20 protein-coding genes are annotated in these 26,934 nt (G+C 70.9%); 8 read left to right on the top strand and 12 right to left on the bottom strand.

Annotated features, from left to right (window positions below; translation table 11 throughout):
• Nucleotides 1-191 precede the first annotated feature (191 nt).
• The 3 genes from AB0J87_RS20205 to AB0J87_RS20195 all read right to left on the bottom strand — a co-directional run bounded on the left by AB0J87_RS20205 (nt 192) and on the right by AB0J87_RS20195 (nt 3,962).
• Complete coding sequence (locus AB0J87_RS20205) at nt 192-1,691, bottom strand: 5'-nucleotidase (RefSeq protein WP_363967196.1); 1,500 nt, start codon at nt 1,689-1,691, stop codon at nt 192-194.
• A gap of 270 nt (nt 1,692-1,961) precedes the next feature.
• Nucleotides 1,962-3,041: a serine hydrolase domain-containing protein gene (locus AB0J87_RS20200; RefSeq protein ID WP_363967194.1), complete on the bottom strand. Its 1,080-nt coding sequence runs from the start codon at nt 3,039-3,041 to the stop codon at nt 1,962-1,964.
• Nucleotides 3,042-3,239: 198 nt separating this feature from the next.
• The gene (locus tag AB0J87_RS20195; RefSeq protein WP_363967192.1) at nt 3,240-3,962 is read right to left on the bottom strand and encodes a TetR/AcrR family transcriptional regulator; all 723 of its coding nucleotides are present in this window, start codon (nt 3,960-3,962) and stop codon (nt 3,240-3,242) included.
• A 115-nt stretch (nt 3,963-4,077) separates the two neighbouring features.
• Here AB0J87_RS20195 and AB0J87_RS20190 point away from each other — a divergent pair, with 115 nt between their 5' ends.
• Nucleotides 4,078-5,346, top strand: a complete 1,269-nt coding sequence (locus AB0J87_RS20190; protein ID WP_363967191.1) for a hypothetical protein — start codon at nt 4,078-4,080, stop codon at nt 5,344-5,346.
• Between the two features lie 64 nt (nt 5,347-5,410).
• Nucleotides 5,411-6,433 carry a LacI family DNA-binding transcriptional regulator gene (locus tag AB0J87_RS20185; protein WP_363967189.1) on the top strand — a complete coding sequence of 341 codons (1,023 nt, stop codon included), beginning with the start codon at nt 5,411-5,413 and terminating at the stop codon, nt 6,431-6,433.
• 72 nt (nt 6,434-6,505) lie between these two features.
• On the opposite strand, the gene AB0J87_RS20180 is transcribed toward AB0J87_RS20185, so the two are convergent.
• Entirely contained in the window at nt 6,506-7,057 is a 552-nt protein-coding gene (locus AB0J87_RS20180) for a hypothetical protein (protein ID WP_363967187.1), read from the bottom strand.
• Between the two features lie 337 nt (nt 7,058-7,394).
• Between AB0J87_RS20180 and AB0J87_RS20175 the strand changes: the two genes are divergently transcribed.
• Together AB0J87_RS20175 and AB0J87_RS20170 are read left to right on the top strand one after the other, a co-directional pair.
• Entirely contained in the window at nt 7,395-8,684 is a 1,290-nt protein-coding gene (locus AB0J87_RS20175; RefSeq protein ID WP_363967185.1) for an FAD-dependent monooxygenase, read from the top strand.
• A gap of 168 nt (nt 8,685-8,852) precedes the next feature.
• Nucleotides 8,853-9,770 (top strand): endonuclease/exonuclease/phosphatase family protein, encoded by a 918-nt coding sequence (locus AB0J87_RS20170; RefSeq protein WP_363967183.1) that lies wholly within the window; start codon nt 8,853-8,855, stop codon nt 9,768-9,770.
• Nucleotides 9,771-10,023: 253 nt separating this feature from the next.
• Here AB0J87_RS20170 and AB0J87_RS20165 read toward each other — a convergent pair whose 3' ends face one another.
• From AB0J87_RS20165 to AB0J87_RS20155, 3 genes are all read right to left on the bottom strand, one after another.
• Entirely contained in the window at nt 10,024-11,076 is a 1,053-nt protein-coding gene (locus AB0J87_RS20165) for a LacI family DNA-binding transcriptional regulator (protein ID WP_363967181.1), read from the bottom strand.
• Between the two features lie 154 nt (nt 11,077-11,230).
• Nucleotides 11,231-15,493 carry a hypothetical protein gene (locus AB0J87_RS20160; protein ID WP_363967179.1) on the bottom strand — a complete coding sequence of 1,421 codons (4,263 nt, stop codon included), beginning with the start codon at nt 15,491-15,493 and terminating at the stop codon, nt 11,231-11,233.
• A gap of 141 nt (nt 15,494-15,634) precedes the next feature.
• Nucleotides 15,635-16,879, bottom strand: a complete 1,245-nt coding sequence (locus AB0J87_RS20155) for a C39 family peptidase (protein WP_363967177.1) — start codon at nt 16,877-16,879, stop codon at nt 15,635-15,637.
• A 313-nt stretch (nt 16,880-17,192) separates the two neighbouring features.
• On the opposite strand from AB0J87_RS20155, the gene AB0J87_RS20150 reads away from it, so the two are divergent.
• A complete protein-coding gene (locus tag AB0J87_RS20150) occupies nt 17,193-17,846 on the top strand; it encodes a nucleoside monophosphate kinase (protein ID WP_350725282.1) in 654 nt (217 codons plus the stop codon).
• On the opposite strand, the gene AB0J87_RS20145 is transcribed toward AB0J87_RS20150, so the two are convergent.
• On the bottom strand, nt 17,840-18,097 hold the full coding sequence (locus AB0J87_RS20145) for a hypothetical protein (protein ID WP_363967175.1): 258 nt from the start codon (nt 18,095-18,097) through the stop codon (nt 17,840-17,842). The genes AB0J87_RS20150 and AB0J87_RS20145 overlap by 7 nt on opposite strands.
• A gap of 62 nt (nt 18,098-18,159) precedes the next feature.
• Complete coding sequence (locus AB0J87_RS20140; protein WP_363967173.1) at nt 18,160-18,885, bottom strand: class I SAM-dependent methyltransferase; 726 nt, start codon at nt 18,883-18,885, stop codon at nt 18,160-18,162.
• A gap of 130 nt (nt 18,886-19,015) precedes the next feature.
• On the opposite strand from AB0J87_RS20140, the gene AB0J87_RS20135 reads away from it, so the two are divergent.
• Complete coding sequence (locus AB0J87_RS20135) at nt 19,016-20,254, top strand: hypothetical protein (protein WP_363967172.1); 1,239 nt, start codon at nt 19,016-19,018, stop codon at nt 20,252-20,254.
• Between the two features lie 3 nt (nt 20,255-20,257).
• On the opposite strand, the gene AB0J87_RS20130 is transcribed toward AB0J87_RS20135, so the two are convergent.
• Entirely contained in the window at nt 20,258-20,716 is a 459-nt protein-coding gene (locus AB0J87_RS20130) for an Lrp/AsnC family transcriptional regulator (RefSeq protein WP_363967170.1), read from the bottom strand.
• Between the two features lie 155 nt (nt 20,717-20,871).
• Between AB0J87_RS20130 and AB0J87_RS20125 the strand changes: the two genes are divergently transcribed.
• On the top strand, nt 20,872-24,222 hold the full coding sequence (locus AB0J87_RS20125) for an indolepyruvate ferredoxin oxidoreductase family protein (protein WP_363967168.1): 3,351 nt from the start codon (nt 20,872-20,874) through the stop codon (nt 24,220-24,222).
• Nucleotides 24,219-25,358: an acyl-CoA dehydrogenase family protein gene (locus AB0J87_RS20120; protein ID WP_363967167.1), complete on the top strand. Its 1,140-nt coding sequence runs from the start codon at nt 24,219-24,221 to the stop codon at nt 25,356-25,358. The genes AB0J87_RS20125 and AB0J87_RS20120 overlap by 4 nt, the downstream gene beginning before the upstream one ends.
• 214 nt (nt 25,359-25,572) lie before the next feature.
• On the opposite strand, the gene AB0J87_RS20115 is transcribed toward AB0J87_RS20120, so the two are convergent.
• Nucleotides 25,573-26,118, bottom strand: coding sequence for a TIGR04222 domain-containing membrane protein (locus AB0J87_RS20115; RefSeq protein WP_363967165.1), 546 nt, complete (start codon nt 26,116-26,118; stop codon nt 25,573-25,575).
• A 342-nt stretch (nt 26,119-26,460) separates the two neighbouring features.
• Nucleotides 26,461-26,934 (bottom strand): hypothetical protein, encoded by a 474-nt coding sequence (locus tag AB0J87_RS20110; protein ID WP_363967163.1) that lies wholly within the window; start codon nt 26,932-26,934, stop codon nt 26,461-26,463.

Genomic DNA, 26,934 nt, shown 5'->3' with positions numbered 1-26,934 from the left:
GTAGTCGAGAGGGGCCATATTCGTCTGGCGCAGATGGCGAAAACGAGCAGGCCGGAGCCGGCGCCAATGGTGGCGCGGAATCTTCGCGTGGCGCGGGCCCCGGGTCAGAAGCCAGGCTTTCTCCGGACGGAATGCTTTCCGCCCGGAGAACAGCGCACGCTACGCCTAAGGAATGCGTACGCCTAGGAAATTCATCCGCGAACCGTGACGCGGTCCCCCTTGGGAGCGCTGATCGGCGAGTGGTCGGCGAAGTACGACGCCAGCGCACCCCGGTCGTCAGGCCCGCTGTGCGCCACGCTGTTGTTGGGCCACTTCCACTGCGGGAACCCCTCCCAGCCGCCGGCCAGGATGTAGTTCGCGGCGACCTTGATCACCTGAGTATCGGTCACCGGCGCGCCGTTCAGCGTGATCTCCGTGATCTCTCCGTTCGCCAGGCTGTAGCGCAGCCCGGCGGACGGGGTCAGCACACCCCGCTCCTTGCTCGCGTGCCCCAGCAGCCACTTGAGCTGGGAGCCGCTCATGGACCAGGTGTCGACGTGGAGCCCGTTCGGCTGCGTGGCGTACAGCTGCCCGTACGTGACGGGACCCTTCTTGATCTCGGCGTTCGGCGAGCGGACCGCGTACTTGCTGACCAGGGCGATCTGCGCGCCGGACACGGGCTGGACCGATTCGAGCATGGCGTCGGCCACCAGCTCGGCCAGTGGGCCGCTGCCCCAGCTGTCGCGCTTGATGTCGCCGGCGGCGTCGCCGATCTGAGTGCTCGCCTTCGGCCCGGCGCACTCGAAGTAGTAGATGATGTTGGTCTTGAGCCTGCTGGCCTGATTGAACTCGATCTGCACCGAGTACGTGGTCGACTCCTGGTCCCAGTTCAGCGTCTCAAGCACGGCGTTGTAGACGGGGCCATGTTCGGCCGGCACGTTGAGCGTCTTCCAGTCCTTGGCGCCGACGAGGCGGTACTGAATCGACTGCGCACCCGCGGGGATCCCTTCAAGCCGACCGTGGAGCTTGAAGGTCAACGGGCACTTCGACGCGGTGGTGCGCTCGAAGGCGATGCGGGCCTTCTGCACCAGGTTCGGGAGCGGGGTTTCGGTCCCGGTCGGAGTCGGAGTCGGAGTCGGAGCCGGGCTCGAGGTCGGACTCGGGCTCGACGTGGGGGTCGGCGTGGCGTTGGCATTGACGTATTCGACGGAGGTGTTCACGCTGTCGAAGACGTCGCCGGTGTTCTCGTCGCCATCGTTACAGGTGACGGCGAACGACGCCTTCTTGGAGGTCTTCGTCGCCGGGCTGATCACACGGACGGCACCCCAGCCGGTGACATCGCCACCGACCTTGAGCGATGTGGACAGGCGGATGGTTTTGACGCCCTTGCCACCGATCCGGTACGTCTTGATCTTGCTCTTGTCACCGTCGCTGAAGGTCCACTGGTACTTCAGCGCAACAGGCGCCTTCACCTTCACCGTGGTGGACAGCGTCACGCTCACCGGGCAGGTGCCCGTGTGTCTTTTCGGCGCCGCGGAAGCGGCCCCGAAAACTATCGATTCCGGGGCGGCCTGTGCACCCGAGGCGAACGCACCGGAAGCCAGGGCGACAACGGCCACCAGTGCACTGATCCGGTGCCCGGCCCTAGTTAACAGTCTCACAGGATTCCTCTCATTGATCTTGGCCGAAGAATCCTGGCAGAGTTTTATCACCGCAGAATAACAATATGGTGCGATGCAAAAGGGAAATGGGCGTTCCCGCAATGCCCCGTAAAGGCATGCCATCGACGGATGGCCGCGCCGAAGACCAGGACCCCGCGAGTCGCCACGAACCTAAGGGCCCATACGGCCTATGAAGGCCGAACACTCATGGGTTCATCCTGATGAAGCCTTCAGCTCGAATCCGGGCCCTTTACTCGGGTTCGTGTGACGAGCTCCAAAGTAGCTGCACCTGGTGCGGGGTTGAGGAACCGGCGGACAGACTCAGCGATCGCACATGGCGGCGACGAAGGCGTCGATCAGGTGCTGCCGCTTCTCGGGGACGCCCGTGACGTAGACGGTGGCCGCGCGCCCGGCCCGGTCCCGGCCGCTGAACACCGCGGCCCCCGGCATGTCGCCGGCGCCGAAGTAGGCATGGCCGCAGCCCGACTCCATCCGGGCCACCCCGTAGCCGTAGCGGGCGCCTTCGGGCCAGCCTTCCTGCTCGACCGGCACCGTGCTTGCCATCATTTTGCCCAGCGGGGCCTTGCGCCAGAACCGGTTGAGGTCCTCCGGGGTGGAGACCAGACCGCCGCTGGGCCCGAACTCGTACGTGGGCAGCCGGTCGGTCAGATCCACCTCGCCGTCCTGCGGGCGGCCGGGGTGCACCCCGTAGGTGTGGGCGTGCGGGCCGCGGATGCCGTAGTCGCCCTTGGCCGGCCAGTACGTGTCCCGCATCCCGTACGGCTTCAAGATCAGCTCTCGGCTCGCCTGCCGGAAGTCCTTGCCGGTCACCTCGGTCACGATCATGCCGAGGACCAGGTAGTTGGTGTTGGCGTAGGCGAACGAGCCGCGGGGCGTGGGCTTGAGCGCGAGCGCCACCCGCAGGAAGTCCGGGAGCGGCTCCTTCCACTCGATCGCGTCGAGGAACTCGGGCAGGCCACTGGTCTGCTGCAGCAGCATCCGCACGGTGATCTTCCGCCCGTCGATCGCCGCACCGTCGCCCCTGCCGCGCAGCACGCCGGGCAGATAGTGCTCCACCGGCGCGTCCAGGTCGATCTTCTTCTGATCGACCAGCCGCAGCACGGTGGCGGCGATGATCGGCTTGCTCGCGCTGGCGATCCGGAACCGGCCCTCCGGGCCGATCATCGGCTGGCCGGTGCCCCGCTCCGCGGTGCCGGAATGCAGGGTCACGGTCGTGCCGCCCGGGGTCCGTACCTGGCTCAACGCGCCCGCCATGCCGTCCTCGGTGGTGAGCCGGTCAAGGCGGGACTGCGGCGAGGGCGTTGCGGCGGCAGCGAAGGCGGGAGCCACAGGGGCGATGACCAGACAGCCGGCGACAGCGGCGGCGAGCAATCTCTTCATGCCTCTAATGTGGCGGGAAGATCACTCATGTTCAGTCATGCCTACCTGCCTGTTGGGGCGGAGGTCTTCCCTACCTTGTCCACACTGACGCCTACCGAGCCGACCGGCCTGACCTGCTCGCAAGAAGGCCGGGATCCGGCTGCCCGGCGTCGGTGACCTCAACCCGCCGGCTGAGGTCACCTGCGGGAGGAGCCCCTTTCACCGCAGGCGCAGGTTGGGGCTCCGCTTGAGCCCGAGGAGGCCGAGCAGGTCGTCGATCATGTGCTCGAACAACGGCTGCAGGTCGTCGAAGGCGAACTTGTGGTGCCCGTACACGGCCATGCAGAGCAGCCCGTAGATCTGCCGCCAGCAGACGACCATGAGGAACACCACGCCGATGGGGAACTCCAGGCCGACTTCCGAGCGGTAGGTGCGCAACTGGGCTGCCAGGACGGGGTCGATCTCCTCGTCCGCCGGGCAGGTCAGCCGCCCCTCGTTCCACAGGCGGGCGAACAGCTTCCCGAACAGGCCGCCCAGCTCGCGCGCGATGACCACCGGGATGCCCTCCTCCGACTCGGCGATCTTGGCGAACCCGGCGCCCATGAGCAGGTCGAACTCGACCTTGTTGGCCAGCGACCAGTCGAGCACGGCCTGGGTGGCGGCGTGCAGCTGGGCGCTGATGTCGTCAGGGTCCTGGCGCCGCGCGGCCCGGTCCACGGTGTCGATGAACTCCGCGGTGATGTCGTCGTAGATGGCGCGGATGAGGCCCGCCCTGCCGTTGAAGTAGCGGTAGAGGGCCGGGGGCGTCACGCCGACGCCGCGGGCCACGGCGGCGAGGGTGAGGCCCTCGATGCCCTCCTCCGCGGCAATCCTGCGGGCGGCGGCCTTGACGTCGCGTTCGAGCTCGGCCCGCAGTCGTTCCCGTCGCGTCAACGCTGTCACCCGACCATCTTGTCTGGTCTCGCCTGCCGCGGCCACTTGCGGTGAATGGGCGACACATGGTTAATGATATTCACTCTTTTAAGGATCATCATTGAAGGCGTGAAGGAGATCTTGGATGAGTTCCCGTAGCGGTGGCTGGCCGGCGACGGCGGTCGCGCTCCTCCTGGCGGCAACCGGCTGTTCGGCGGCCTCCGGCCCCGTCGCCCTGTCCCAGCCGAGCCCGCGCGCCTCCGCCCCCACTCCGGACGCCAGGAAGACGGCGCTGGCCGAGGCGGCGAAGAGCCTTCCGGCCGTGCTCGCCGCCCAGGGGCCGGTCGCCTGCTCGTGGAATGACGACGGGTGGCGGGCCACGGCCTACGACGACGCCTTCCGTACCGGTGTCGCGAGCTTCTCCAGCGTGACGCTCGCGCCGCTCCTGACCGAGATCGCCGCGACGGCGGGCGGAGAGAAGGCCGTCGTGCGCAGCCTGTGCGGTGAGGAGGGAGATCCCGGCGTCAGCCCGGTCTCGCCGGACGGCCGCCGGGTCGCCATCCAGGTGGACTTCCGGTCCAGCGGCGACCCGACGCACGTCGGCTGGCTCGACCTCGGCACCGGGACGTTCACGGACCTCACCGACAGATCGAACAAGAAGGGATACGTCAAGGAGACGTTCTCCGACAAGTACCCCGGATTCGCGCCTGACGGGTCGTTCTGGTTCCTGCGCGACTCCCAGCAGTACTTCTCGGCGGACCCGAACGGCCGGCTGACTCCGCGCAAGATCAGCCTGGCCTGTTTCATCAACAGCAACGACGACACCTTCTACCGCGTCGCGGGATCGGTCGCCGTCATGTGCCCGGGCACCGTCCATCCCTCCGGGAGGTTCGCGGCGAACCCCAGCCGGGCGGCCGTGGGGATCAACCTGGTCCAAGGGGCCGAACTGGACATCCTCGGGAACACGGTGGACCGCTATGAGGACGCTCCGCTCCAACTGCCGTTCGGCATGAAGATTGTCGTACGCGACGGCGGCCTTCGCCACTGCGACCCGCTCGCCTGGATCAACGCCACCGACCTGCTCTGCGCCGGCGGGAGCAACGACTTCTACACCGCGCGGATCAACCCTCGGCTCGCCCGGAACGACATCGATTACGTGCAGCACACCGAGGTGAAGGTGAAGAACGAGATCGCCCCGGCGACCGAGTCGTCGATCATCACGGCGGCCGTCTCCCGGGACCGCCGCTCCCTGATCATCGCGGCCAACGAGAACGACGACCCCGCCACGGCCAAGCTCTACCGCGCCGACCTGATCTCCCCCTCCGCTCCCGTGGAGATCGGCCCGATCCCGGCGGAGTCGAGGGAGCACTTCACCCTCCTGAACAACTACCAGCAGCCCGTACGAGCCGACTGACCGGCACTTCCGGGGGACCTGGAGCCTCCCGACCTCCGCTCTTGGGCCCGACTACCATGTGACCGTGACCACGAGCCCCCGACATGTCCGTAAAGGGGCCGTCCCGAGCATCCGCGACGTCGCCGCCGCGGCCGGCGTCTCGCATCAGACCGTCTCCCGCGTGCTGAACGACTCACCCCGGGTGCGGCCCGACACCCGGGCCGCGGTGCTGGCCGCGATCGACCGGCTGGGGTTCCGCCCCAACCGGGCCGCCCGGGCGCTCGGCCTCGGCCGCGCCAGCGGCGTCACCGTCGTGACCTCCAACACCATGCTGTACGGGTACGCCTCCACCCTCCAGGGCATCGAGGAGGCCGCCAGGACCGAGGGCGTGGCGCTGGGGATCAGGGTCGTGGAGTCGGCCGAGGTCCGGCAGACGGTCGACTACGTCAGCGATCCGAGCGCGGGCGGCCTGGTGGTGATCGCGTTCGACCCGCTGGGTACGGTGGTGGCGCAGGCGCTGCCGCCGCACATCCCGGCCGTGGTGGCCGCCGAGCCGGTCGCACCCGATCTGGGGCGGGTGGCGATCGCGCTGGACGAGCGCAGGGCCGCCGCCGACGCCACCCAGCACCTGCTCGACCTGGGGCACCGTACCGTCCACCACGTGGCCATCCCGTCCGAGGGCCGGGCCGGCGGGCGGCACGCGGGGTGGCGCGACGCGCTGCGGCAGGCGGGAGCGGAGATCCCCTCGGTGCTGGGGTGCGGGTGGGACATCGAGTCGGCGTACGCGGCGGGGGAGCGGCTGGCCCGCTCGCCCGGGGTGACGGCGATCCTGTGCGGCAACGACGACATCGCGCAGGGGGTACGGCGGGCGCTCTACGACGCGGGCAAGGACGTTCCCGGGGACGTCAGCATCGTGGGCTTCGACGACATTCCCGGCTCGGCCTTCTGGACCCCGGCGCTGACGACCGTACGCATGGACTTCGTGGGGCTGGGCCGGGCATGCTTCCACGCGGCGCTCGCCGAACTGAGCGGCCAGCCGCAACCGGACATCTCCCTGGTCCCACCCCGCCTGATCATCCGCGAGTCCACCGCCCCACCACGGCAGTAGGTGGGCCATGACTCACTTTTGGTGATCAGTTACTGCGAGTGAGTCTCGCGTGGTGTTGTTCGTCATGCGATGTCAGCGGGAAACGACACCCTCGTAGCCTTCGCCGGCGTAATCAACGTCGCGCCTGCGCAAGTGCAGCTCCACCTCGAACTCATCGACGAAGCTCCGGCGATGGCTGTCGCTGCGCGTGACGCCGTCGACGGTGTGTTCTTCGATGACCTCCGTTCCGGAGGCCGTGATGGTGATGACGTCGATGCCCCAGGCCGGGTTGGCGTTCTCGCGGGTGTAAGTGAAGCTCTTCACGATGAGGGAAGGCAGGTAGTCCTGCGCCGCGTCGCCAAGCTCGTGCCGGTGGACCTGGAGTGTCACGCCATGGACTGCATCCCACGTTGCTATGACCGTGAGGTCGTCGAGGTTGTCGAGGTTGTCGAGGTCGTCGACGCTCGCGGGATGCCAACCGTCGGTCTCGTTCGGCTCCCAATCGCCACTGGTCCAAGCCTCGGCGTGTTCGGCGAATCGGCCCATCAGGTTCGTCCGGTCGGCGATCTGAAGGGACCATGCCACCTCGTCCCAGCGTGCGAGGATGAGCAGGCCGCTGGAGGTCTCGTAGAGGGTGACTGCCATGGCCTTCTCCTGAGGGACGAGGAATGTTGGGCCGACGACGGAGACGTGGCCGGCATGGCGTGGCACACGCCGGCGTGATCCCCGCATCATCGCGATCCTGTAGATGAGTAACGAAGACGCCGTGGCCGCAGCGTCTCACTGTGTTGCGCGCAGATCTGGCGAATTCTCAGGTGGCGGCCTAGCTGACGGCCTGATCATGACCATGCACGTCGCACGCACATGCCGAGTTCAGGGTGTTTGCGGGAGCGTGGACGCGATTTCGGTCGTGCCGATGAGTTTTGTGCGGACCCGTGGTCGATACGGCTGGACACACCGACAGAAGCATATGGAGGCAGTGATGAGCGTCGACGACTCCAAGCAGGAGCACACCATCCGGACCGGCGGGCAGGGGACGCGGGTGAGCGGTCCCAGGGTGTTGGTGGCGGGGGCGAGCATCGCGGGACCCGCGCTGGCCCATTGGCTGCGCCGGTGGGGGGCCGAGGTGACCGTGGTGGAGCGGGCTCCTGAGCTGCGTCCCGGCGGGCAGGGGGTGGACGCGCGCGGGGTCGCCAGGGAGGTCATCGGGCGCATGGGGCTGGACGCGGCGGTGCGCGCGGCGTGCACCGACACCGCCGGCGCGCACACCGTGGACGCGGACGGGCAAGTGCTGGAGACCTTCCGTGCCGACGACGACGGTGGCGACGGGTTCATCGCGGACATCGAGATCCTGCGCGGGGACCTGGCCCAGGTGCTCTACGACAACACCCGCGACGGCGTCGAGTACGTCTTCGGCGACCGAATCGCGGAGCTCGCCCAGGACGCGGACGGGGTCGACGTGGTCTTCGCGGGCGGCGACCGGCGGCGCTTCGACCTGGTGGTCGGGGCCGACGGGTTGCACTCGGAGCTGCGAGCGATGGTCTTCGGGCCGCCTGAGCGGTTCCTCCGCCACCTCGGGCACGTGCTGGCCTTCTACAGTGTGCCCAACGAGTTCGGGCTGGACCGCTGGCTGCTCGAGTACCAGGATCAGGAGTCCGGGCGCTCTGCCCTCCTGCGGCCCATCCAGGACGCCACCCGGGCGATGGCCATGTTCTACTTCGCCTCGGCCGACGTCGACGTCGACTACCGTGACGTCGCGGCCCAGAAGGTCCTGCTGCGTGAGCGGATGGCGGGTCTGGGCTGGTTGACCCCGGACATCCTCGCGCACCTGGACGACACCCCGGACTTCTACCTCGACCAGGTTGCCCAGGTGGTGATGGAGCGCTGGTCGAGTGGACGGGTGGGGCTGCTCGGGGATGCGGCGTTCAGCTCCTCGCCGATGTCGGGGCAGGGCACCGGGCTGGCGCTGGTCGGCGCCTACGTGCTGGCCGGAGAGCTGGCCGCCGCCGGATGGGACCCCGATGCCGGGTTCGCCCGCTACGAGGCGCGGATGCGCTCGTTCGTCGAGGCCAACCAGGAGATCGGCCGGTTGAACGCCCGCAGCCGCGACGTCCCCGGGGTAGGCGCCGAGCCGCGCCCCGATTTCGCCGGCGAATGGTTCACCGAGCTGGTCGGGCGCGCGATCAACGGCATCGAGCTGCCCGACTACGCGGGGGTGCCGGACTCCGCAGCCCCGGCCGGATCGTCGATCACCTCGTCGGCCAAGCGGTAGGTGCCACCTAACGTGTCGAGAGGGACCACGCTTTGGTGGGACACCGCCGGACGACCTCCGCTCATGCGGGACTCACCTGCGGAGGGCCTTGCCACCGGATGGCCGTGAATACGCGCGACATGATCAAGAGGGGATCCGGATCGCACCAAAGCCTGCAAGGATCTCGCCGTGCCGATCTTCCGTTTACTCCTGGTCGCACTCGCGGCGCTGACCGCGACCGTCATCGCCTTCCCCCGATCCGTGCCGAATGCGATCGGTCACCTCGGCAGCCTGGCCGAGACGTTCCTACCGTGGCTCGCGCTGGCCGTCCCGGTGCTGCTCGGCCTGGCCTGGTGGCGGCGCTCCATGGTGGGCGCGCTGGCCGCGCTGGTGCCGACGGTCGCCTGGCTTGCCCAGTTCGGCGGGCATTTGTTGCCCCGCGCGGACCAGCCGCATCACCTGGTCGCGGTACAGCACAACGTCAGTGACGAGAACGCCGACCCGGCCGGCACCGCGCGCAAGCTGATCGCGGCCCGGCCGGACGTCATCGGCCTGGAGGAGCTCGTGCCGGCGGCGCGCCCGGCCTGGGCCGCCGCGTTGGGCGTCGAGTACCCGTATTGGACGGTGCAAGGCACGGTCGGACTCTGGTCCCGCTACCCCCTCGCCGAGGCGGCTCTGGTGGACATCCGTCCGCACGGCGTCGGCCCAGACTGGAACCGCGGCCTGCGCGCGGTAGCCCGCACCCCGCAGGGTGACATCGCGATCTACGTCGCTCACCTGCCCTCGGTGCGAATCGGTCTGGGGGGTTTCGATTCCGTACGCCGAGACGAGAGCGCCTCCCGGCTCGGCGCCGTGCTGGCAGCCGAGCCGGTCGATCGCATCCTTCTGCTCGGCGACCTCAACAGCACCGTGGACGACCGGGGGTTGCGCCCGGTCGCCTCGCTGATGGCAGCCCCACCTCGCGATTTCGCCTTCAGCTGGCCGGCGCGCGTCCCGATGGCGCGCATCGACCAAATCCTGACCCGCGGAATGACCGTGACCAAGATCCGATCGCTGCCCAGGACGGGCAGCGATCACCTACCGATCGCCGCCGACATCCGCCTCTGATCCAGGACGCGGCGCGTTACCCAAAGATCAGGTGGCACGCGCGGCTTCGCCCGCGAGCGTCCCGTGCCGGACGCCGGCCTTCGATCCGGCAGAACCGATCGTGGCCCTCACGCGTGGGCCGGGGCCCCGGCCGGATAACAGGTCACCGGGCACTGAGGCTGATCAACTGCACCAGCCCCCAGTTCTCGCGGTGGTCGGGGGCGTCGAACAAGCGGCCCTGCCAGTCTTCGGCGTATTCGCGCAGCCGGCCCACCTACTGCCCTCGCAGCGGGGGACGGACGGAGTTGCGGACGACGATGTGGGTGCCGAGGACCACGTGCTGGCGTTCCTCGCGATTCAGCGCGAGCCGGACCGCCGTCCGCCCCAGCTCCTCCGTCGGGATGTGCACCGTCGTCAGCCCCGGCTCCAGGTCGGCGGCGAACGGGATGTCGTCGTAACCGACGAGCGACACGTCGTCGGGCACCCGCAGCCCCGCCTCCCGCAGCGCCGCCAGCACCCCGATGGCCACCATGTCGGTGGCCGCGAACACCGCGGTGAACCGCGTCCCGAGCGCGATCAGCCGGCGCGTGCCCTCGTAGCCGTCGGCCCGGCCGAAGCCCGCCGGGATGACCAGGTCGGGGTCATAGGGCACCCCGAAGGACTCGTGCGCCCGCACGAACCCGCGTTCCCGGTCGACCTTCGTGGTGCTGCGGTCGGCGGGGGACGAGGCGCCGAGCAGGGCGATGTGCCGGTGGCCCTGCGACAGCAGGTGGCTGGTCATGGCGTAGGCGCCGCCCTCGTTGTCGTACTCGACGACGGTCGTGGGCACGTCGTCCCCGAGCGGCGGCCGCCCGCACAGCACCAGCCGGGAGCCCGCCTTGTCGAGGGCGTGGGCGAAGTGGGACATGCGCTCGCGGTACGTGTCGTCCAGCGAGCCGCCCCCCACCAGGATCACCGCGTCGGCCCGCTGCTCGCGCATCGCCTCCACGACGGCCAGCTCCCTGGCCGGGTCGCCGTGGGTGGTGCACACCATGCACAGCCGACCCTCGGCGGTGGCCTGCTGCTCGACGCCCTTGGCCACGTATGCGAAGGACGGCCCCGTGACGTCGTCCAGCACGAACGCCACCGTCTTCGTGCTCGCCCCCGACAGGGCGCGGGCGTGCACGTTGAGCACGTAGTCGAGGTCGCGCATCGCCCGCAGCACCCGCGTCCTGGTGGCCTGGGCGACCGGGTAGTCACCCTTGATCACCCTGGAGACCGTGGTGGCCGACACGCCTGCCCGGGCGGCCACGTCGCGGATCGTGACACGCTCGTCGTCGGTGAGCACGCCTTTTGTGCTTACTTTTCGCGACAAGGTCGGCCCTTCACGGTTTTCGGCAGACGGAGCAGTGCGGGTGGATCATGGGAGATTACGCCATCTCACCGAAGTCTATGGCCAGGGAGATCCGCGGGCGCAAGACGCGCGATCTCCACGGCCGGCGTCACCCGGCCTGGCAGGGCGGGCTGTACGGGAGCCCGGGCACGTACTGGGCCCACTCGCTCCGGGTGATGGTCATTCCGGACACCTCGCAGACGTGCTGCCGCGCCTGCTCCACGTCCATGCTCCAGAGCTGCGCCGTCCCGTTGCCCGACGCGCTGGCCAGCACGTTCCCGTCTGGCGTGAACGCCACTCCGTTGACCCAGTTGGACCCGGCGAGCACCGCCCACGTGACCGGCCGGGTCCGGTCGGCGAGGTTCCAGATCCGGATGGTGCCGTCGCGCGCCCCCGTGGCCAGCCTGCGCCCGTCGGCGGCGAAGGCCACGCTGCCCACCGCGCCCGTGTGCCCCAGCAGGACCGCGACCTGCGCCGGCCGCTCGGGGTGGGTGAGGTCCCAGAGCCGGGCCGTCCCGTCGGAGCCCACCGACGCCAGCGTCCTCCCGTCCCGGCTGTACGTCAGCCCCAGCACGCTGTTGATGTGCGCGGGGTAGTTGGCCAGCAGTCGCGGAGCGGCGGGCTTGGACACCTCCCAGAGCCGGATGGCCCCGGTCCCCGAGCCGATCGCGAGCATGTGGCCGTCGGGGCTGAACATGGCGGCGTTCAGCCAGTTGTCGGCGTCGCCCGGCGAGGAGACCAGCTTGGGAGCCCGGGGATCGGCCAGGTCCCACAGGTAGGTGCGGCCGTCCCGCGACGTCGTCACCACCGTCCGCCCGTCCGGGCTGAAGGCGCCGGCCTCCACGACGTTCACGTGCTTCCTGATCGTCGCCAGGAGCTTCGGCGTGGCCGGCCGGGAGACGTCCCACAGCTTGGCCGTGTTGTCGGAGGAGCCGCTGACGAGCATGCGGCCGTCCGCGCTGAAACGGACCGTCTGGACGATGTCCGTGTGACCGGACAGCGTGGACAGCGACCTGGCCAGGCCCGGGTCGGAGACGTCCCAGAGCTTGACGGTCTTGTCGCCGGACGCGGTGGCCATGATGCGGCCGTCCGGGGAGATCGAGAGCGCGTTGACGGGGCCGGTGTGCTCGCCGAGGCCGGCGCGGTAGGAGACGCGGGCGGGGTCGGAGACGTTCCACAGCCTGGTCATGGTGTCCGCCGACGACGTGGCGAGCGTCCGGCCGTCCGGGCTGAACGCGGCGGCGGTCACCGTGTTCGCGAACCCGGTCAGGGCGGTCGTGCGCCGCGGCTCGGCCGGGTTCGAGACGTCCCACAGGGTGACGGTGGCGTCGGTGGCGGCGCTGGCCAGCAGCTTGCCGTCGGGGCTGAACGTGACGTCGTACACGAAGGAGCCCTGGCCCCGCGCGGTGCCGACGCGCTTGGCCGCGGTGACGTCCCAGAGGTACAGCGTGCCGGTGGTGGAGGCGGTGGCGAGCCGGCGGCCGGCGGGGTCGAAGGTCACGCTCCAGGTGCTGCCGCCGTCCGGCGCGCTCAGCACCGTCGGGTCGCCGGGCCGCGCTGGGTCCAGCACGTCCCAGATCGTGGTGCTTCCGTCGCCCGCCGCGGTCGCCAGGAGCCGCCCGTCGGGGCTGAAGGCGACGTCGTTGAGCACGTACTTCTGCCGCAGGAGGGCGATCTGGGCGGGCCGGGCGGGGTCGGCGATGTTCCACAGCCGGGTGGTGCCGTCGAAGGAGACGGTGGCCAGGACGCCTCCTTTGGGGCTGAACGCGACCGAGCTCACCTTGTTCGTGTGGCCCTTGAGCGTGGCGAGGACCCGTGGTCTGGCCGGGTCGGAGACGTCCCAGAGCCGGGCGGTCCGGTCCACGGACGCGGTCGCGAGCACCCGCCCGTCCGGGCTGAACACCGCTCGCACCACGCTCGCGGCGTGGCCCTTGAGCTCGCTCACGGCCTTGGGGCGGGCGATGTTCGAGACGTTCCAGAGCCGGGCGGTGGCGTCGCTGGAGGCGGTGGCGATCATGCGGCCGTCGGGGCGGTAGGACACCCACTCGACCGGGCCCCGGTGCCCGATCAGGCGGGCGCCGACCGGGTGCGCCAGCGTGCCGAGCAGCGCGCCGCGGGCTTCCGGGGTGTCGGCGATGCGGTAGGAGACCAGGGAGAGCTGGGCGCCGAGCGAGGCGTCGGCGGCGCCGTTGGCGGAGTCGGCGACCTGCGTGGAGACGGCCTGGTCACGTTGCCTGGTCACCTCGGAGGTCTGCCGCAGGGCCAGGACGCCGGCGGTCACGGCGGCGAGGAGGAGGACCGTGAGCGCGGCGATCACCTGGCGGACGATCCAGGTCCGCCGTCTGCGCCGCCGCAGCGCCGCGTCGAGGAACGCCCGCTCGGTCGCCGATCGCGCGTCCTGCGCGACAGCCTGTGCCGCCGCCAGGCGGCTGTCCGCGTACAGGTACGCCGGGTCCCTGCCCTGCCGCTGCCACGTCTCCGCGTCCTCGGCCAGGCGCTGGCGGACGAGCAGGTCGACCCGGTTGGTCTCGATCCAGTTCCGGAGCCTGGGCCAGGCGCGGATGAGGGCCTCGTGGGCGATCTCCGCCTCGTCCTCGTTCACCGTGAGGAGCCGCGTGCGCACGAACTCGTCCAGGACCCGCCGCGGGACGCCCGCGGGAGCCAGGTCGGCCAGGGCCACCCGCTTCCTCGTGTCGTCGGTCTGCTCGTCGAGGTGCACCAGCCGTACCAGCAGGTCCCGTGCGATCGGCTCCACGTCCGCGCCGAGGTGCCGCAGCGTCTCCTCGGCGCTCGTGGCCAGCGCCCGCGCGATGCCGCCCGAGGCCCGGTACGCGGCCATCGTCAGCGTTCGCTCCGTACGGCGCTGCCAGGTGGCCAGCAGCGCGTGGGACAGCAGCGGCAGCACGCCGCCGGAGCGCTCCACGTCACCGGCTCCGACGTCTTCGAGCAGCAGGTCGGTGAGCCCCGGCTCCAGCGAGAGCCCCGCCCGCGCGGCCGGGCCCTCGATCGCGGCGCGCAACTGCGTCACGGTCATGGGCCCGACGATCGCGGGCCGCTGCATCGCCTCCAGCAGCCCCGGGTACGACGCGCAGTGCCCGAAGAAGTCGGCCCGGACGGAGGCCACCACGGCCGCAGTCCTGGAGAGCGCGACCAGCTCCTCGACGAAGCGCCGCCTGGCCGGCTCGTCCGCGCACGCGGTGAAGACCTCCTCGAACTGGTCCACCACCAGCAGTAACCGCCGGTCGCCCGGAGCCACCCTGCGGGCCAGCTCCGCCGGCGGATCCGCGCCCGGGGCCAGTACGACGCACGACAGCTCCTCGGCCATCTGGTGCCGCAGCGCCGGGATCAGCCCGGCCCGCAGCACCGACGACTTCCCCGCCCCCGAAGGACCCGTCACGATCAGCGGGCGTCCGCTCCCGAACGCCTCCCGCACCCGCGCCACCAGCGACCTGGTCAGCTCCTGCCGCCCGAAGAACACCTCCGCGTCCTCGGGCCCGTACACGGCCAGTCCCCGGTACGGGCCGGCCTCGTCGCCGGGCTCCGCGACCGGCGGGACCGGCCGGGAGCGCGGGGCCAGGTAGGCCGGGTTGACCGCGAACGCGCGGCGATCGCCCAGGTCGGTGGCCTGGCGGCGGGGCCGGGGGAAACCGGCGTCGGGGAGCCTGCGGGCGAGGCTGTGGTAGACGTGATCCAGGGTGAACACCGAGGGCCCCGCCGGATCGCCCGCGTTCAGCAGCCGCAGCAGCGCGCCGCTGAAGGCCGTGTGCCGGACGCCGGGCAGCGCCCAGGAGTTCTCGTCCCTGCTCGACGACGTGAGCAGGTACGCCCCCTGCCACATCGAGTCGAACACCCGCTCCACCGCCTGCGACGACGCCCCGCGGGCGCGGCCGGCGAAGCAGCAGTCGAGGACCACGACGACGAGCTCGGCCCGCGACGCGGACAGGATCTGGCGCACGACCCCGTACGGCAGCGCCTGGTACCCGGGCGCGCCGCGGCCGAGGTCCACGGTGGCGCGGGTGGCCAGGTGCAGCTCGTTGTCCGGGCCGATGAGGCCGTGGCCGACGTAGTAGAACAGCAGGACGGACGTCGCCTCCTGGGCCAGCCGGTCCAGCGCCTGCCCCAGGTCGGCGGGGGTCGCCGGGTCCAGCCGTACGGTCAGGTGGGCCTGCGCCAGCCCGCCGCGCTCGACCAGGCAGCGCCCGACGTCCGCGACCGTAGTCGGCACGGCGGGCACCGCCGGCAGCGGCGACCCGGGCCGATGCGTCCCCGTGCCCGCCACCAGGACACGGGCGCCGCCGGACGACAGCAGAAGAGATGGACCGTTCCAGCGCGGTCTAGGCCTCTCGACGGTTGCGGATTCGTCGTCGGTCATCCGGCGCTCCACGGCGAGGAAGGTCGGCGGGCGGCACGAACTAGGAGGCGCCACTCCGAGCGCGCCTCGTGATCCCCCGACAACTCCCGGTTGCCAGAGTACGCACCCTTCCGACCTTCCGTCGAGATCCCGTGCCGGGGATCACCAGTTGGCGGGCAGCCCCGGCGTCGTGGCGGGCAGAGCGTGGCCGGGCGGGTGGATGATGTACGTCACGCCGCCGCTGCTGGAGCTCCGCAGCCACACGTTCTCGAAGTCCGCCCGGGGATAGACGTGCCGCACGGCGGCGTTGCCGGACGACGCCGGGTCGTTGGCGATCACGTCACCCGACGAGGTGAAGCCCACGATCGCCATGAGGTGCCCGTTGGTGCCGTAGCCGGCGCCGGGCAGCTCGCCCTTCTTGAACGACTGCGAGGTGATGACCGGGATGCCCGCCTTGATCAGCTGCTCCAGCTCGGTCAGCGACCGCAGCCGCGTGACGAACCCGTCCATTCCGTAGCGTCCGGCGTAGGCGGTGTTGAACGGCCAGTTGCCGGCGCCCTGGTAGGCGTGGTCGTAGGTGTAGCGGGCGGCGTAGTCGACCTCGGGGTTCGGGTCGGAGGGGTCGACCCAGGAGGTGTCCTGCGCGCTCGGCCACCTGTCCCAGTAGCCGAGGACCATGGTGGTCGAGGTCGGGCTGCACCAGGCCTCGCCGCCGCCGTCCCATTCGGGGTAGTGGCCCTGGTGCACGTTCTGGGAGCGGCGCGGCACGGCGAGCTCCGTCCCCCAGGCGCCCCCGCCCGGGCTGACCGGCACGGTCTTGCGGTCGGGCACGTTGGAGGCCATGACGCCGGAGGTGCGCACGCGCGGCGTGACCGCGGAGCCGGGCGCGCGGTAGAGGGTGAGGCGCAGCTGGTAGGCGGTGATGGGCTTGCCCGCCGCCGCGACCAGCGTGTCAACCGAGACGTTCGCGTCAGCGTCGCCCTGCCCCGGCACGGAGGTGCGGCGGATGTCGCCCTCCGCGTACGCCCAGCGGCCGAGCGAGAACCACTTGGTCAGCCCCTCGGCGTTCCTGGCCCGGGCCTCGACCTGCATCCAGCTGCCCGGGGGCACGTCCGCGGTCCAGGAGGCGATCAGCTCGGTGGCGTCGAACCCGATGGTCCGCTCGGGGCCGGTCCAGCGGGCGTACTCCCAGCTCTTGGTGCCGAGCGCGTCGGTGTAGGAGACGGTGCCGGCGGCCGTGCCGAACGACAGGCCGTCGCCGGCCGTGGTGCCCTCGTACGTGCCGGTGGCGAAGTCGGCCCGCTGGAAGACGACCTCGGACGTCAGGGCGAGCGGTTTCGCCCCGGCGGGTGCGGAGAGTGTCGTGGCGAGGAGCAGGCTGGACAGGAACACGGTCAGCGCGCGCATGAACCCACCTTCCGGCACAACCGCTGTGTGAAGCATCCGGAAATCTACGTATCAACTCACGCTGCGCAAGTTTCACGAGTGTCGAAATATTTCGGCGAGAGTTTCCCCAAGTTATGGCTGATTATTACGGTTGGCATCGGCCTCCAGGGCCGATAGCTTTCTATGATTCATTGACACATTTCGGAAATGTCCGCAAACTGGCAGTTCACCCCTCGGTGATGGACGTGTGTGGTGTGGTGTGCTCCGGGTGCCGCCACACCACACACCTTCCCGACCATGATCCCGCTGGGTCGGTTGTGGGAACGTGGGGCATATGCGCAAATACGTGATCCTCGGCGTCCAGGGCAGCGGCAAGGGCACCCAGAGCGCCATGCTCGCCGGCGACCTCGACCTCGTGCACATCAGCGTCGGCGACATCTTCCGCTGGCACGTCAAGAACCACACCAAGCTGGGCGCCCAGGTCCGCCGCCTGGTCGCGGCCGGCGAACTGGTGGGGGACGACCTGGTGGAGGCCGTGGTCAGGGACCGGCTCCAGCAGCACGACTGGAACTACGGCTTCATCATCGACGGCTTCCCCCGCAACCGCCGCCAGGCGGAGTTCTTCCTGGAGAGCTACGACATCGACGGGGTGATCCACCTGGACCTGCCGGACGAGGAGGTGCGCCGCCGCGTCCTGGCCCGCCGCCTGTGCTCGCGCTGCGGCATGGACTACAACCTGATCGCCCACCGGCCGGCGGAGGAGGGCCGCTGCGACGTGTGCGGCGGCGAGCTGGTCTCCCGCGCCGACGACACCCCGGACGCCCTGGCCAGACGCCTGCGCGAGTACCACAGCAAGATCGACCCCGTGGTGGAGCTGTTCAGGGGCAAGGAGTACGTGATGACCGTCGACGCCCGGTCGGACAAGGCGACGGTCCAGCGGACCATCCGCACCCGCTTCAACCTCCCGCCCTACACGCCGCCTCAGTGAGTGATCAGCATGGTGAACCGGTAGAGGTCGACGGCGAGGAGGAGGGAGAAGACGACGAACGCCGACGTGCTCCGCCACACGAAGGCCATCGCCGCCAGGGTCAGGAGGACGGCGGAACCCGACGCCGCGGTCGCCAGCGTCATCATGTCCGGATCGCTGTAATCCGGCATCTCGGGGTCCCAGTCGTAATTGGTCGGCATGAAGCTCGCGAGCATCGCGAACGCTCCGAGGGTGCCGGTGAAGGCGCTCATGCTGATCCACGCGACCCTGTACGTCCCGTGCGCCGCCAACTGAGCCGCGGTCTCCGGATTTCTCACGACAACGCCCCCGTTTCCCGTAATTCCTTGACGCACTTTATGACGAGGAACACGGGGAAGTGGGCCGCTTCCGGTCGATTCGCCGCCCATTCGGGAGCCGGCTCGGGCTCGGCGAACTCGTCCACCCACAGGCCGTGGCGGCGGAAGGTGTTGACGTACGTCGAGAGCGTACGGTGGTTGGCGCCCACCTGGCGGCGCAGCGCGGAAAGCTCCCCGTCGGCGCGCCACCAGCCCTCGGCGTGGTAGCGCGCGTCCCCCGGCCAGGAGCCGGACACCCCCGGGCCGCCGGGAAAGCACGGGTGCAGGATCGAGCAGGCGAAGACCCCTCCGGGCCGCAACGCGCCGGCGGCGGCCGTGACGGCGCCTTCGAGCTCGTCGATGTCGGAGAGGCCGAAGTTGCAGACCACCGCGTCGAACGCATCCGGCAGGCCGGGCCGGGAGGCGTCCGCGTGGAGGTAGCGGATGCCCAGCGGCGCGTCGCGCTCGGCGGCCCTCGCCTTCGCGATCAGGGCCTGTGAGACGTCCACGCCCACGACGGCGGCGCCCCGGCGGGCCAGCTCGCGGCTGACCCGGCCGTGGCCGCAGGCGATCTCCAGCACCCGCGTGCCCCCGACCGGCCCCAGCAGGTCGAGCAGGCGCGCGGAGGCCGGGTCGTCGATGACGTCGGTCCAGCCGGCGGCGTAGAAGTCGGCGATCTCGTCGTAGCGCGCGACATCGGGCATGACCCCGACGGTACGCGTCCTCGATCCGCGGCGGGCGGGTGTTCGTCGAGCGCGGAACGCCTGCCGGGCGGGCAAAGGGTTCGCCATGGCGGCGCATGGTTCCGGTCGGGCCGCCCCGTGGGCGGGGCGGGTGAGAGGAGGATCGTCCCCGGTCGAGCGGCACGGCGCGGTCAGGCGGGGGGACGACATGGGCATGCCCGGGATCGCGGCGGTCATCGCGCTCCTCGCCGTAGGCGGGTGGACCGGAGTGTACGGCTCCGCCCCGCCGCCGCTGTCCGGCGCGGTTCCGGCCGCGTTCCACGTGCCCGGGAGCCCGGACCTGCGGATCATCGGGACCGTCAGCCCGGAGCCGATGGTCATCGGCGGGGAGTCGGTCTACTCGGTCACCGTCACGAACGCGGGGGACCGGGCCGCCCAGAACGTGACGGTCATCGACACGCTGGACCGCAACGCGATCCCGGGCCCGATCCCCGACGACTGCGCCCTCATCAGGCACGGCGGCGCCGTCGCCTGCGGCGGGCCCGGGCTGACGCTCCCCGCGGGGCAGAGCGTGAGCTACGAGATCCCGGTCATGATCGACCCGGGAATCCCGGAGGGCGCGCACGTCCTCAACCGCGCCGAGGTCACGGCCTGGGGGATGGGCAGCGGCACGACGCGGATGGTCAGCCCGACCCGGGCGCGGGTCGGGGGCCGTCCGGAGGCCGCAGGCCCGGACGGCGGCGCCGTCGACGACTGCGCCCCCGGCAACACGGGCGGTTCCGAGGACGCGCCGGTGGAGGGCCCCGCCGGGGGTGGCGGCTGCGCGTCCGCCGTACCCGATCCGGCCCCGGCTCCGCGGCCGACGCCGAGCCCCGACACCCCCAAGGAACCGGACCCCGCGCCCACGGCCGATCCGGTGCCGTCCGCCACGGCGGAGCCGGGCCCCGTTCCGGGCCCCACTTCGGGTGACGACGCCGGGCCTCCGCAGCCCGTCCCCGGTGAGGGTTACGTTCCGCCCCTGCCCGGCCAGGATCCGCTCCAGCCCGTCCCCGGCCAGGGGCCGGTCCAGCCGGGTCCCGGTCAGCCGGGCCCCGGGGAGAAGGCCGGGCCCGGCCAGGTGCCGTACCCGGAAGGTCTCCATGAGGGTGGATATCAGGTGGGGGTCGGCGGGGGACCCGCCCATCGCGGGTCCCGGCCGGAGTCCGGCGGCGAGGAACCGGAGTCGGAGGCCGACGACCTCCCCCTGGCCGGCGTGTCGGGCTGGGGGCTCGGCCTGGGCTTCGCCGTCCTCCTGGCGATCAGCCTGCTCGTATGGCATTTCTCCCGCCGCGAGCAGGCCCGGGACCGTACCCGCAACCGGGCTCCCGCCGAAGCGGGCAAGAAGCGGTGAGGCTCAGCGGGCGCGAGGGGACAGCGCCTCGCGGGTCCACGAGCCGAGCACCAGCAGCGTCTTGGTCCCGGTCACGTCCCCGGCCCGCCGCAGCCGGTCGATGACCTGCTGCAGGTGCCCGAGGTCGCGTACCCGCACGTGGATCAGGGCGTCCGGATCGCCCGCGATCGTGAACACCGCCTGCACCTCGGGCACGTCCGTGGCGGTGCGGACGATCTCGCTCACGGGAGTCGTGCCCGGATAACGTAGCTCCGTGAACGCCTCGATCCCCCACCCCAGCTTGCCGTAGTCGATCTGCACCGTGAACCCCGTGATCACGCCGAGATCCCTGAGCCGGTCGACCCGCCGCTTCACCGCCGCGACCGACAGCCCCACCAGGTCCGCCATCTCCGAGAACGTCCTGCGCCCGTCCTCCCGCAGCAGCCGGAGGATGCGGTGGTCGACGTCGTCCACATCAGGCATGCGAGAACCCCTTCGTCCGGCGCAAAGAACCTCAGCCGCCAAGCCCAAGTGTTCACATAGTTTGCGTCTTCCGGGCACTTTCTCATCTAATACTTGCGCATATCATCCCGCGTTGCTGTGCTTGGCACACAAGTACGAGGCCAGGAGGTTCGAGCGTGAGCGAGCCAACAGTGTCGCTCGACGACAAGTACACGGCACATGACGGCCGGGTCCTCATCTCCGGCATCCAGGCCCTGGTGCGCCTGACGCTGGAGCAGCGCCGGCTGGACGAGGAACACGGGCTGGACACGCGTGTGTTCGTCACCGGCTACCAGGGTTCGCCGCTGGGAGGCGTGGACCTGGAGATGAAACGGGCGGCGCGGTTCCTGGAGCCGGCCGGCGTGGTCTTCCAGGCGGGCCTGAACGAGGAGCTGGCCGCCACGGCGGTGGCCGGCACCCAGCTGCTCGACCAGGTGCCGGGCCGCCGGCACGACGGCGTCACCGGATTCTGGTACGGCAAGAACCCCGGCCTCGACCGCGCCGCCGACGCCATCCGGCACGCCAACACGGCCGGCACGGCGCCCCTGGGCGGCGCGGTGGCCTGGATCGGCGACGACCCCGGCTGCAAGTCCTCCACGCTGCCCAGCACGTGCGAGCCCATGTGCCAGAGCCTGTCCATGCCGCTGCTCGCGCCCGGCTCGATCGCGGAGATCGTCGAGTTCGGGCTGCACGCGGTGGCCCTGTCGCGCGCCACCGGGCTCTGGGCGGGGCTGAAGATCGTCGCGGACATCGCCGACGCGTCCGCCACGGTGGACCTCGGCCGGCTCCGCGCCGGCATCCCGATGCCCGACAAGAGAGATCGCGGCGCGGCCCCTCTCCTGCTCGGCGCCGCCGCGCTGGACGCCGAGCACGACATGCTCACCCGCCGCCTCGACCTGGCCCGCGAGTACGCCCGCGAGCACGGCCTGAACCGGGTGACGGCGGGAGCGGGCAACACCGCCCTGGGCATCCTGGCCTCCGGCACCACGTACGCGGTGGTCCTGCGCGCCCTGGCCGACCTCGGCCTGGACGAGGCGGCGCTGGACGAGCGCGGGATCCGGCTGATCAAGCTCGGGATGCCGTTCCCGCTCGCCTACGACGACCTGGCCGCCATGACCGCCGACCTGGACAAGGTGCTGGTGGTCGAGGACAAGGTGCCGTTCCTGGAGGGGCAGCTCAAGCAGGCCCTGTACGGGCGGGAGCGCATGCCGGCGGTCGTGGGCCGGGACCTGCTGACCGCCCGCGGCACCCTGGGTGCCGAGGACGTGGCCAAGGCCGTCGCCGCCTGCCTGGACATCGACCTGGCCCCGCGCGCGAAGGTCCGGCCGAGGCGCATGCTGCCCCTGGTGGCCGCGCGCACCCCGTACTTCTGCTCCGGCTGCCCCCACAACACCTCCACCCGCACCTCCGACGGCACGCTGGTCGGTGTCGGCATCGGCTGCCACGCCATGATCGCCCTGGACGGCCACGGGCGCGGCACCCAGGTGGGCCTCACGCAGATGGGCGGCGAGGGCGCGCAGTGGTTCGGGCTGGCGCCGTTCACCGAGGACCGGCACTTCGTGCAGAACCTCGGCGACGGCACCTTCCACCACTCCGGCTCCCTGGCGATCAGGGCCGCCGTCGCCGCCGGGGTGACGATGACGTACAAGCTGCTCTACAACGACGCCGTGGCCATGACCGGCGGCCAGCGCGCCGAGGGCCGGCTGGACGTGCCGGCGCTGACGCACGAGCTGGCCATCGAGGGTGTGCGCCGGATCGTGGTCACCTCGCCGGAGCCGGAGACGTACCGGGGGGTGCGGCTGGCGGGGATCGCGTCGGTGCGGCACCGCGACGACCTGCCCGAGGTGGAGAAGGAGCTGGCCGCCCTCGACGGCGTGACCGTGCTGATCCACGACGACCGGTGCGCGGCCGAGGAGCGGCGGCTGCGCAAGCGCGGCAAGCTGCCCACGCCCACGGAGAAGGTCGTGATCAACGAGCGGGTCTGCGAGGGCTGCGGCGACTGCGGAGAGGTGTCGACCTGCCTGTCCGTGCAGCCGGTCGAGACCGAGTACGGCCGCAAGACCCGCATCCACCAGGCCTCCTGCAACTCCGACCTGAGCTGCCTCAAGGGCGACTGCCCGTCGTTCCTCCTGGTGGAGCCGGGCACCGTACGCCGTCGCCAGGCCCCGCCGCCGCCCGCCGAGGTGCCGGAGCCCGCGAGCCGGCCCGTCGAGGCCCTGATCCGGATGCCCGGCATCGGCGGCACCGGCGTCGTCACCGTCTCGCAGATCCTGCAGATGGCGGCCCACCTCGACGGCCTGTACGCGTCCGGGCTCGACCAGACCGGGCTGGCGCAGAAGGGCGGCCCCGTGGTCAGCGACGTGCGGATCTCGGCGCGGCCCCTGGAGGGCTCCGTGCGGGCCACGCCGGGGAGCGCGGACGTGCTGATCGGGTTCGACCTGCTGGGCGCGGCGGCCGAGTCGAACCTGGCCACGGCCTCGCCCGAACGCACCGTCGCCATCCTGAACACCGCCGTCGTCCCCACCGCCGCCATGGTGACCGGGCGCGCGGTCGTGCCGGGGCACGCGGACGCGGTCGCCCGCGTCGAGTCCGCCGCCAGGCGCGTCGAGTGCCTGGACGCCCAGGGGCTGTCGGAGCGTCTGTTCGGCGACCACATGCCGGTGAACCTGCTCCTCCTCGGCGCCGCCTACCAGCACGGCTGCCTGCCGGTCTCCGCCGCCGCCGTCGAGCGGGCCATCACGCTCAACGGGGCCGCCGTCGAGCAGAACCTCGCCGCCTTCCGCTGGGGCCGCGCCACCGTGGTCGCTGCGGAGCCCGCTCCGTCGCCGGCCGCCGAGGGGCTGGACGAGGTGGTGGCCACCCGCGTCGCCGACCTGACCGGCTACCAGAACGCCGCCTACGCCCGTTCGTACGAGGAGGACGTGCGGCAGGTGGCGGACACCGCGGTCAAGCTGGCGGGCGAGGAGGCGGGCGCCCGGATCGGGCTCGCGTACGCCCGCGCCCTGCACAAGCTCATGGCCTACAAGGACGAGTACGAGGTCGCCCGCCTGCACCTCGACCCCGTGGAGAAGGAGCGGAGGGAGCGCGAGTACGGCCCGGACGCGGTCGTGTCGGTGCTGCTGCACCCGCCGCTGCTGCGGGCGCTGGGGCTCAAGCGTAAGATCAAGGTACGCCGTTCCGCCGGGGTTCTGTTCCGCGGGCTGCGGGCCGCCAGGGTGCTGCGCGGCACGACGTTCGACGTCTTCGGCCACGCCCGCGTACGGCGCGTCGAACGCGAGCTGGTCGTCGAATACCGCGACCTGGTGCGGACCGCGCTGGACAAGCTCACGCCCGGCAGCGCCGAGACGGTCGCGGAGATCGCGGGCCTGCCCGACCTGATCCGGGGGTACGAGGACATCAAGCTCGCCCGGGTCGCCGAGTTCCGCGACCGCGCCAAGGCCGCGCTCGCGCGGCTGGACGAGCCCGTTACGAGCCAGGAGAGATCGTGACCGTTGACCGGCTGCTGCCCGACCAGGACGCCCGGGATCTCATCGAGCTGACCCGCGACATCGCCGACAAGGAGCTCGCGCGCCGGGTCGACGAGCACGAGCGCTCCGAGACGTACCCGGAGGGGCTGTTCGCCACGCTGGGCGCGGCGGGGCTGCTCGGGCTGCCGTACCCGGAGGAGCTCGGCGGCGGCGGGCAGCCGTACGAGGTCTACCTGCAGGTGATCGAGGAGCTGGCGATGCGGTGGGCGGCCGTCGCGGTCGCCACCAGCGTGCACACCCTGGCCTGCTTCCCCGTCTCCGCCTACGGCACCCCCGAGCAGCGCGAGCGGTGGCTGCCCGACATGCTGGCCGGGCGCCTGATCGGCGGCTACAGCCTGTCGGAGCCCCAGGCCGGCTCCGACGCCGGGGCGCTGACCTGCAAGGCGGAGCGGGTGGAGACCGGCTACCGGATCACCGGCAACAAGGCGTGGATCACCCACGGCGGCCTCGCCGACTTCTACGCGCTCTTCGTCCGGACCGGGGAGGGGTCGCGGGGCATCTCCTGCTTCCTCGCGCCGGGGGCCGCCGACGGGCTGACGTTCGGGCGGCCCGAGGAGAAGATGGGGCTGCACGCCGTACCGACCACCAGCGCCCACTGGGACGGGGCGATCCTGGAGGAGGACCGGCTGATCGGCGAGGAGGGCCAGGGGCTGCAGATCGCCTTCAGCGCGCTCGACTCGGGGCGGCTCGGCATCGCCGCCTGCGCCACCGGCCTCGCACAGGCCGCGCTCGACGAGGCCGTGGCCTACGCCAAGGAACGCCAGACGTTCGGCAAGCGGATCATCGACCACCAGGGGCTCGGGTTCCTGCTGGCGGACATGGCGGCGGGGGTGGAGAGCGCGCGGGCCACCTACCTCGACGCTGCCCGGCGCCGCGATGCCGGCCTGCCGTACAGCAGGCAGGCGAGCATCGCCAAGCTGGTCGCGACGGACGCGGCGATGAAGGTCACGACGGATGCGGTGCAGGTGTTCGGCGGGTACGGGTATACGCGCGAGTTCCGCGTCGAGCGCTACATGCGCGAGGCCAAGATCATGCAGATCTTCGAGGGCACCAATCAGATCCAGCGCCTGGTGATCAGCCGCCACCTTGCCAAGTGAGCTGCAGACGGTCATCGATGGCCTTGGCGGGCGCGAAGGCCACTCCCGTGATCGGGGCTGCCACCGCGATGTCCATCTCGGTGGCCGCGGCCGAATGAGGCAGAAAGGTGTTGCTCGTAGACCTTGACCCGCGCGGCGCCGCAACGAAGTGCATCGGAGTCGCACCTGTAGGTCCAGGGATTCACGTCGGCACCGCCCGGCTGCGGGACGGGTGTCACATGGATCCCCCGGGAGACCCGCTGTCGTAATCCCGGGCGTCCCAGCCGCCTTGCCCCTGCCCTCGGAGCGGGCCCGCCTTGGCCGCGCCGAACTGCCGTTTGATCGAGTCGTCGGAGATCCCGGCCAGGCCGTTGAGCGCGACCGCGATCGCCTGTCCTCTCCCCTTGACCGTTCTGGCCTCCTCGACCATTCGCATGCCCTCCGGCGTGGGACGCCGGAACCGGCCCAGCAATCCGCGCGTGACGAGCCCGCGGCGCAACAGGTCCTCCTCCACCGCGCGCACGCTCTCGTGCTCGGCCAGCGCGGCGAGCGACTCCTTCAGGGTGGCCCGCTGCGCCAGCGCCGCCTCCAGCACGGGATCGCCCGCCTCGGCGCCCGCGACCGGATAGAGCTTGCCCGCGTGGGACAACCGCATTCGCCCCTCCAGCAGCAGGGTTGCCAGAGCCGCCAGAGCGACCCTGCGGCGGCCGTCACTGAGATAGGCCAACTCATCACGATCCACAGCGCATCCCCCGTGTGGCTCGGCCGTTTGACCGATCACGCTAATGAGTGCAGGTCACGCCTACAAGGGCCGACCATAGGTCACGAGGAGCGTTCGGCCGGGGCATTGCAGCGGGCGAAGGTGTACGCCGGGTGTGCGCGTCGCGCGAGAGAACAGCCGCCTGAGCGCTGCGCCATGAGCGGGCCTCAAGGGCTGTCGCTTAGATCTTGTTGTCAGTGTCGGCACGTCGAGTGGGTGAGGGGCCGAGCTGTCTGATCTGGCTGATGAGGAGTGGCGCGGTTGGATGTCTTGCGGCTGCTCCCCGTGTGCCGCAGTGTGGCGGTGGCGGGGTAGAACCGATGGCGGACGTTCCTTGGTCGACCGCATGATCCCGCTCAGGAGTCAGGCGTCACGGAGATCGCCTGCTCCGTCCTGCTCGGTCAGGAAATAGACGGAGTGGGAGACAACCTGCCGCGCGGACGTGGGTAGGTCGTCCGGCCCGTAGTAGTCGTTCAGCCGGCGCCAGAACTCTTCTTCCGTAGAGGCTGCGCCGATGATCGGATCATCATCGGTCACCGTCTCCCACACCAAAATTTCTCTCAGGCCCGGGCCGTCGAGTTCTTCGGAAATGGCCTCGTGAAAGACGTTCATCAGCCGGGACTCGTGTTCACGGCGGCAGTCACGGGGCAGCAGCCAGCGCTGCCACCAGGTCCGAAGGTGATTGGCCGCGGAATCCGCGAAAGCCTCAGCCGCGTCTTCGGCCGACTGATCGTAGTTCGGGTAGCTTGGCCGATTCACCCGGACCAGCAATTTGTGCTGACATTCTTCGGCGCACGTGTACCGATATAAACGAAACTGCGTGCGCTGGATGCCCAT

The organism is Nonomuraea sp. NPDC049625 (assembly GCF_040675285.1).
In the GTDB taxonomy this organism is placed as follows: Bacteria; Actinomycetota; Actinomycetes; order Streptosporangiales; family Streptosporangiaceae; genus Nonomuraea; species Nonomuraea angiospora_A.
The sequence above is the reverse complement of the archived record's forward strand: the minus strand, read 5'-3'. Positions and strand labels throughout refer to the sequence as shown.

What these genes read in the sequence shown, in the direction of transcription:
- AB0J87_RS20150 (WP_350725282.1), top strand. Translation starts at nt 17,193, where the DNA reads ATGCGCAAATACGTGATCCTCGGCGTCCAGGGCAGCGGCAAGGGCACC.
- AB0J87_RS20175 (WP_363967185.1), top strand. Translation starts at nt 7,395, where the DNA reads ATGAGCGTCGACGACTCCAAGCAGGAGCACACCATCCGGACCGGCGGG.
- AB0J87_RS20140 (WP_363967173.1), bottom strand. Translation starts at nt 18,885, where the DNA reads ATGCCCGATGTCGCGCGCTACGACGAGATCGCCGACTTCTACGCCGCC.
- AB0J87_RS20145 (WP_363967175.1), bottom strand. Translation starts at nt 18,097, where the DNA reads ATGAGCGCCTTCACCGGCACCCTCGGAGCGTTCGCGATGCTCGCGAGC.
- AB0J87_RS20155 (WP_363967177.1), bottom strand. Translation starts at nt 16,879, where the DNA reads ATGCGCGCGCTGACCGTGTTCCTGTCCAGCCTGCTCCTCGCCACGACA.
- AB0J87_RS20110 (WP_363967163.1), bottom strand. Translation starts at nt 26,934, where the DNA reads ATGGGCATCCAGCGCACGCAGTTTCGTTTATATCGGTACACGTGCGCC.
- AB0J87_RS20200 (WP_363967194.1), bottom strand. Translation starts at nt 3,041, where the DNA reads ATGAAGAGATTGCTCGCCGCCGCTGTCGCCGGCTGTCTGGTCATCGCC.
- AB0J87_RS20160 (WP_363967179.1), bottom strand. Translation starts at nt 15,493, where the DNA reads ATGACCGACGACGAATCCGCAACCGTCGAGAGGCCTAGACCGCGCTGG.
- AB0J87_RS20190 (WP_363967191.1), top strand. Translation starts at nt 4,078, where the DNA reads ATGAGTTCCCGTAGCGGTGGCTGGCCGGCGACGGCGGTCGCGCTCCTC.
- AB0J87_RS20180 (WP_363967187.1), bottom strand. Translation starts at nt 7,057, where the DNA reads ATGGCAGTCACCCTCTACGAGACCTCCAGCGGCCTGCTCATCCTCGCA.
- AB0J87_RS20130 (WP_363967170.1), bottom strand. Translation starts at nt 20,716, where the DNA reads ATGCCTGATGTGGACGACGTCGACCACCGCATCCTCCGGCTGCTGCGG.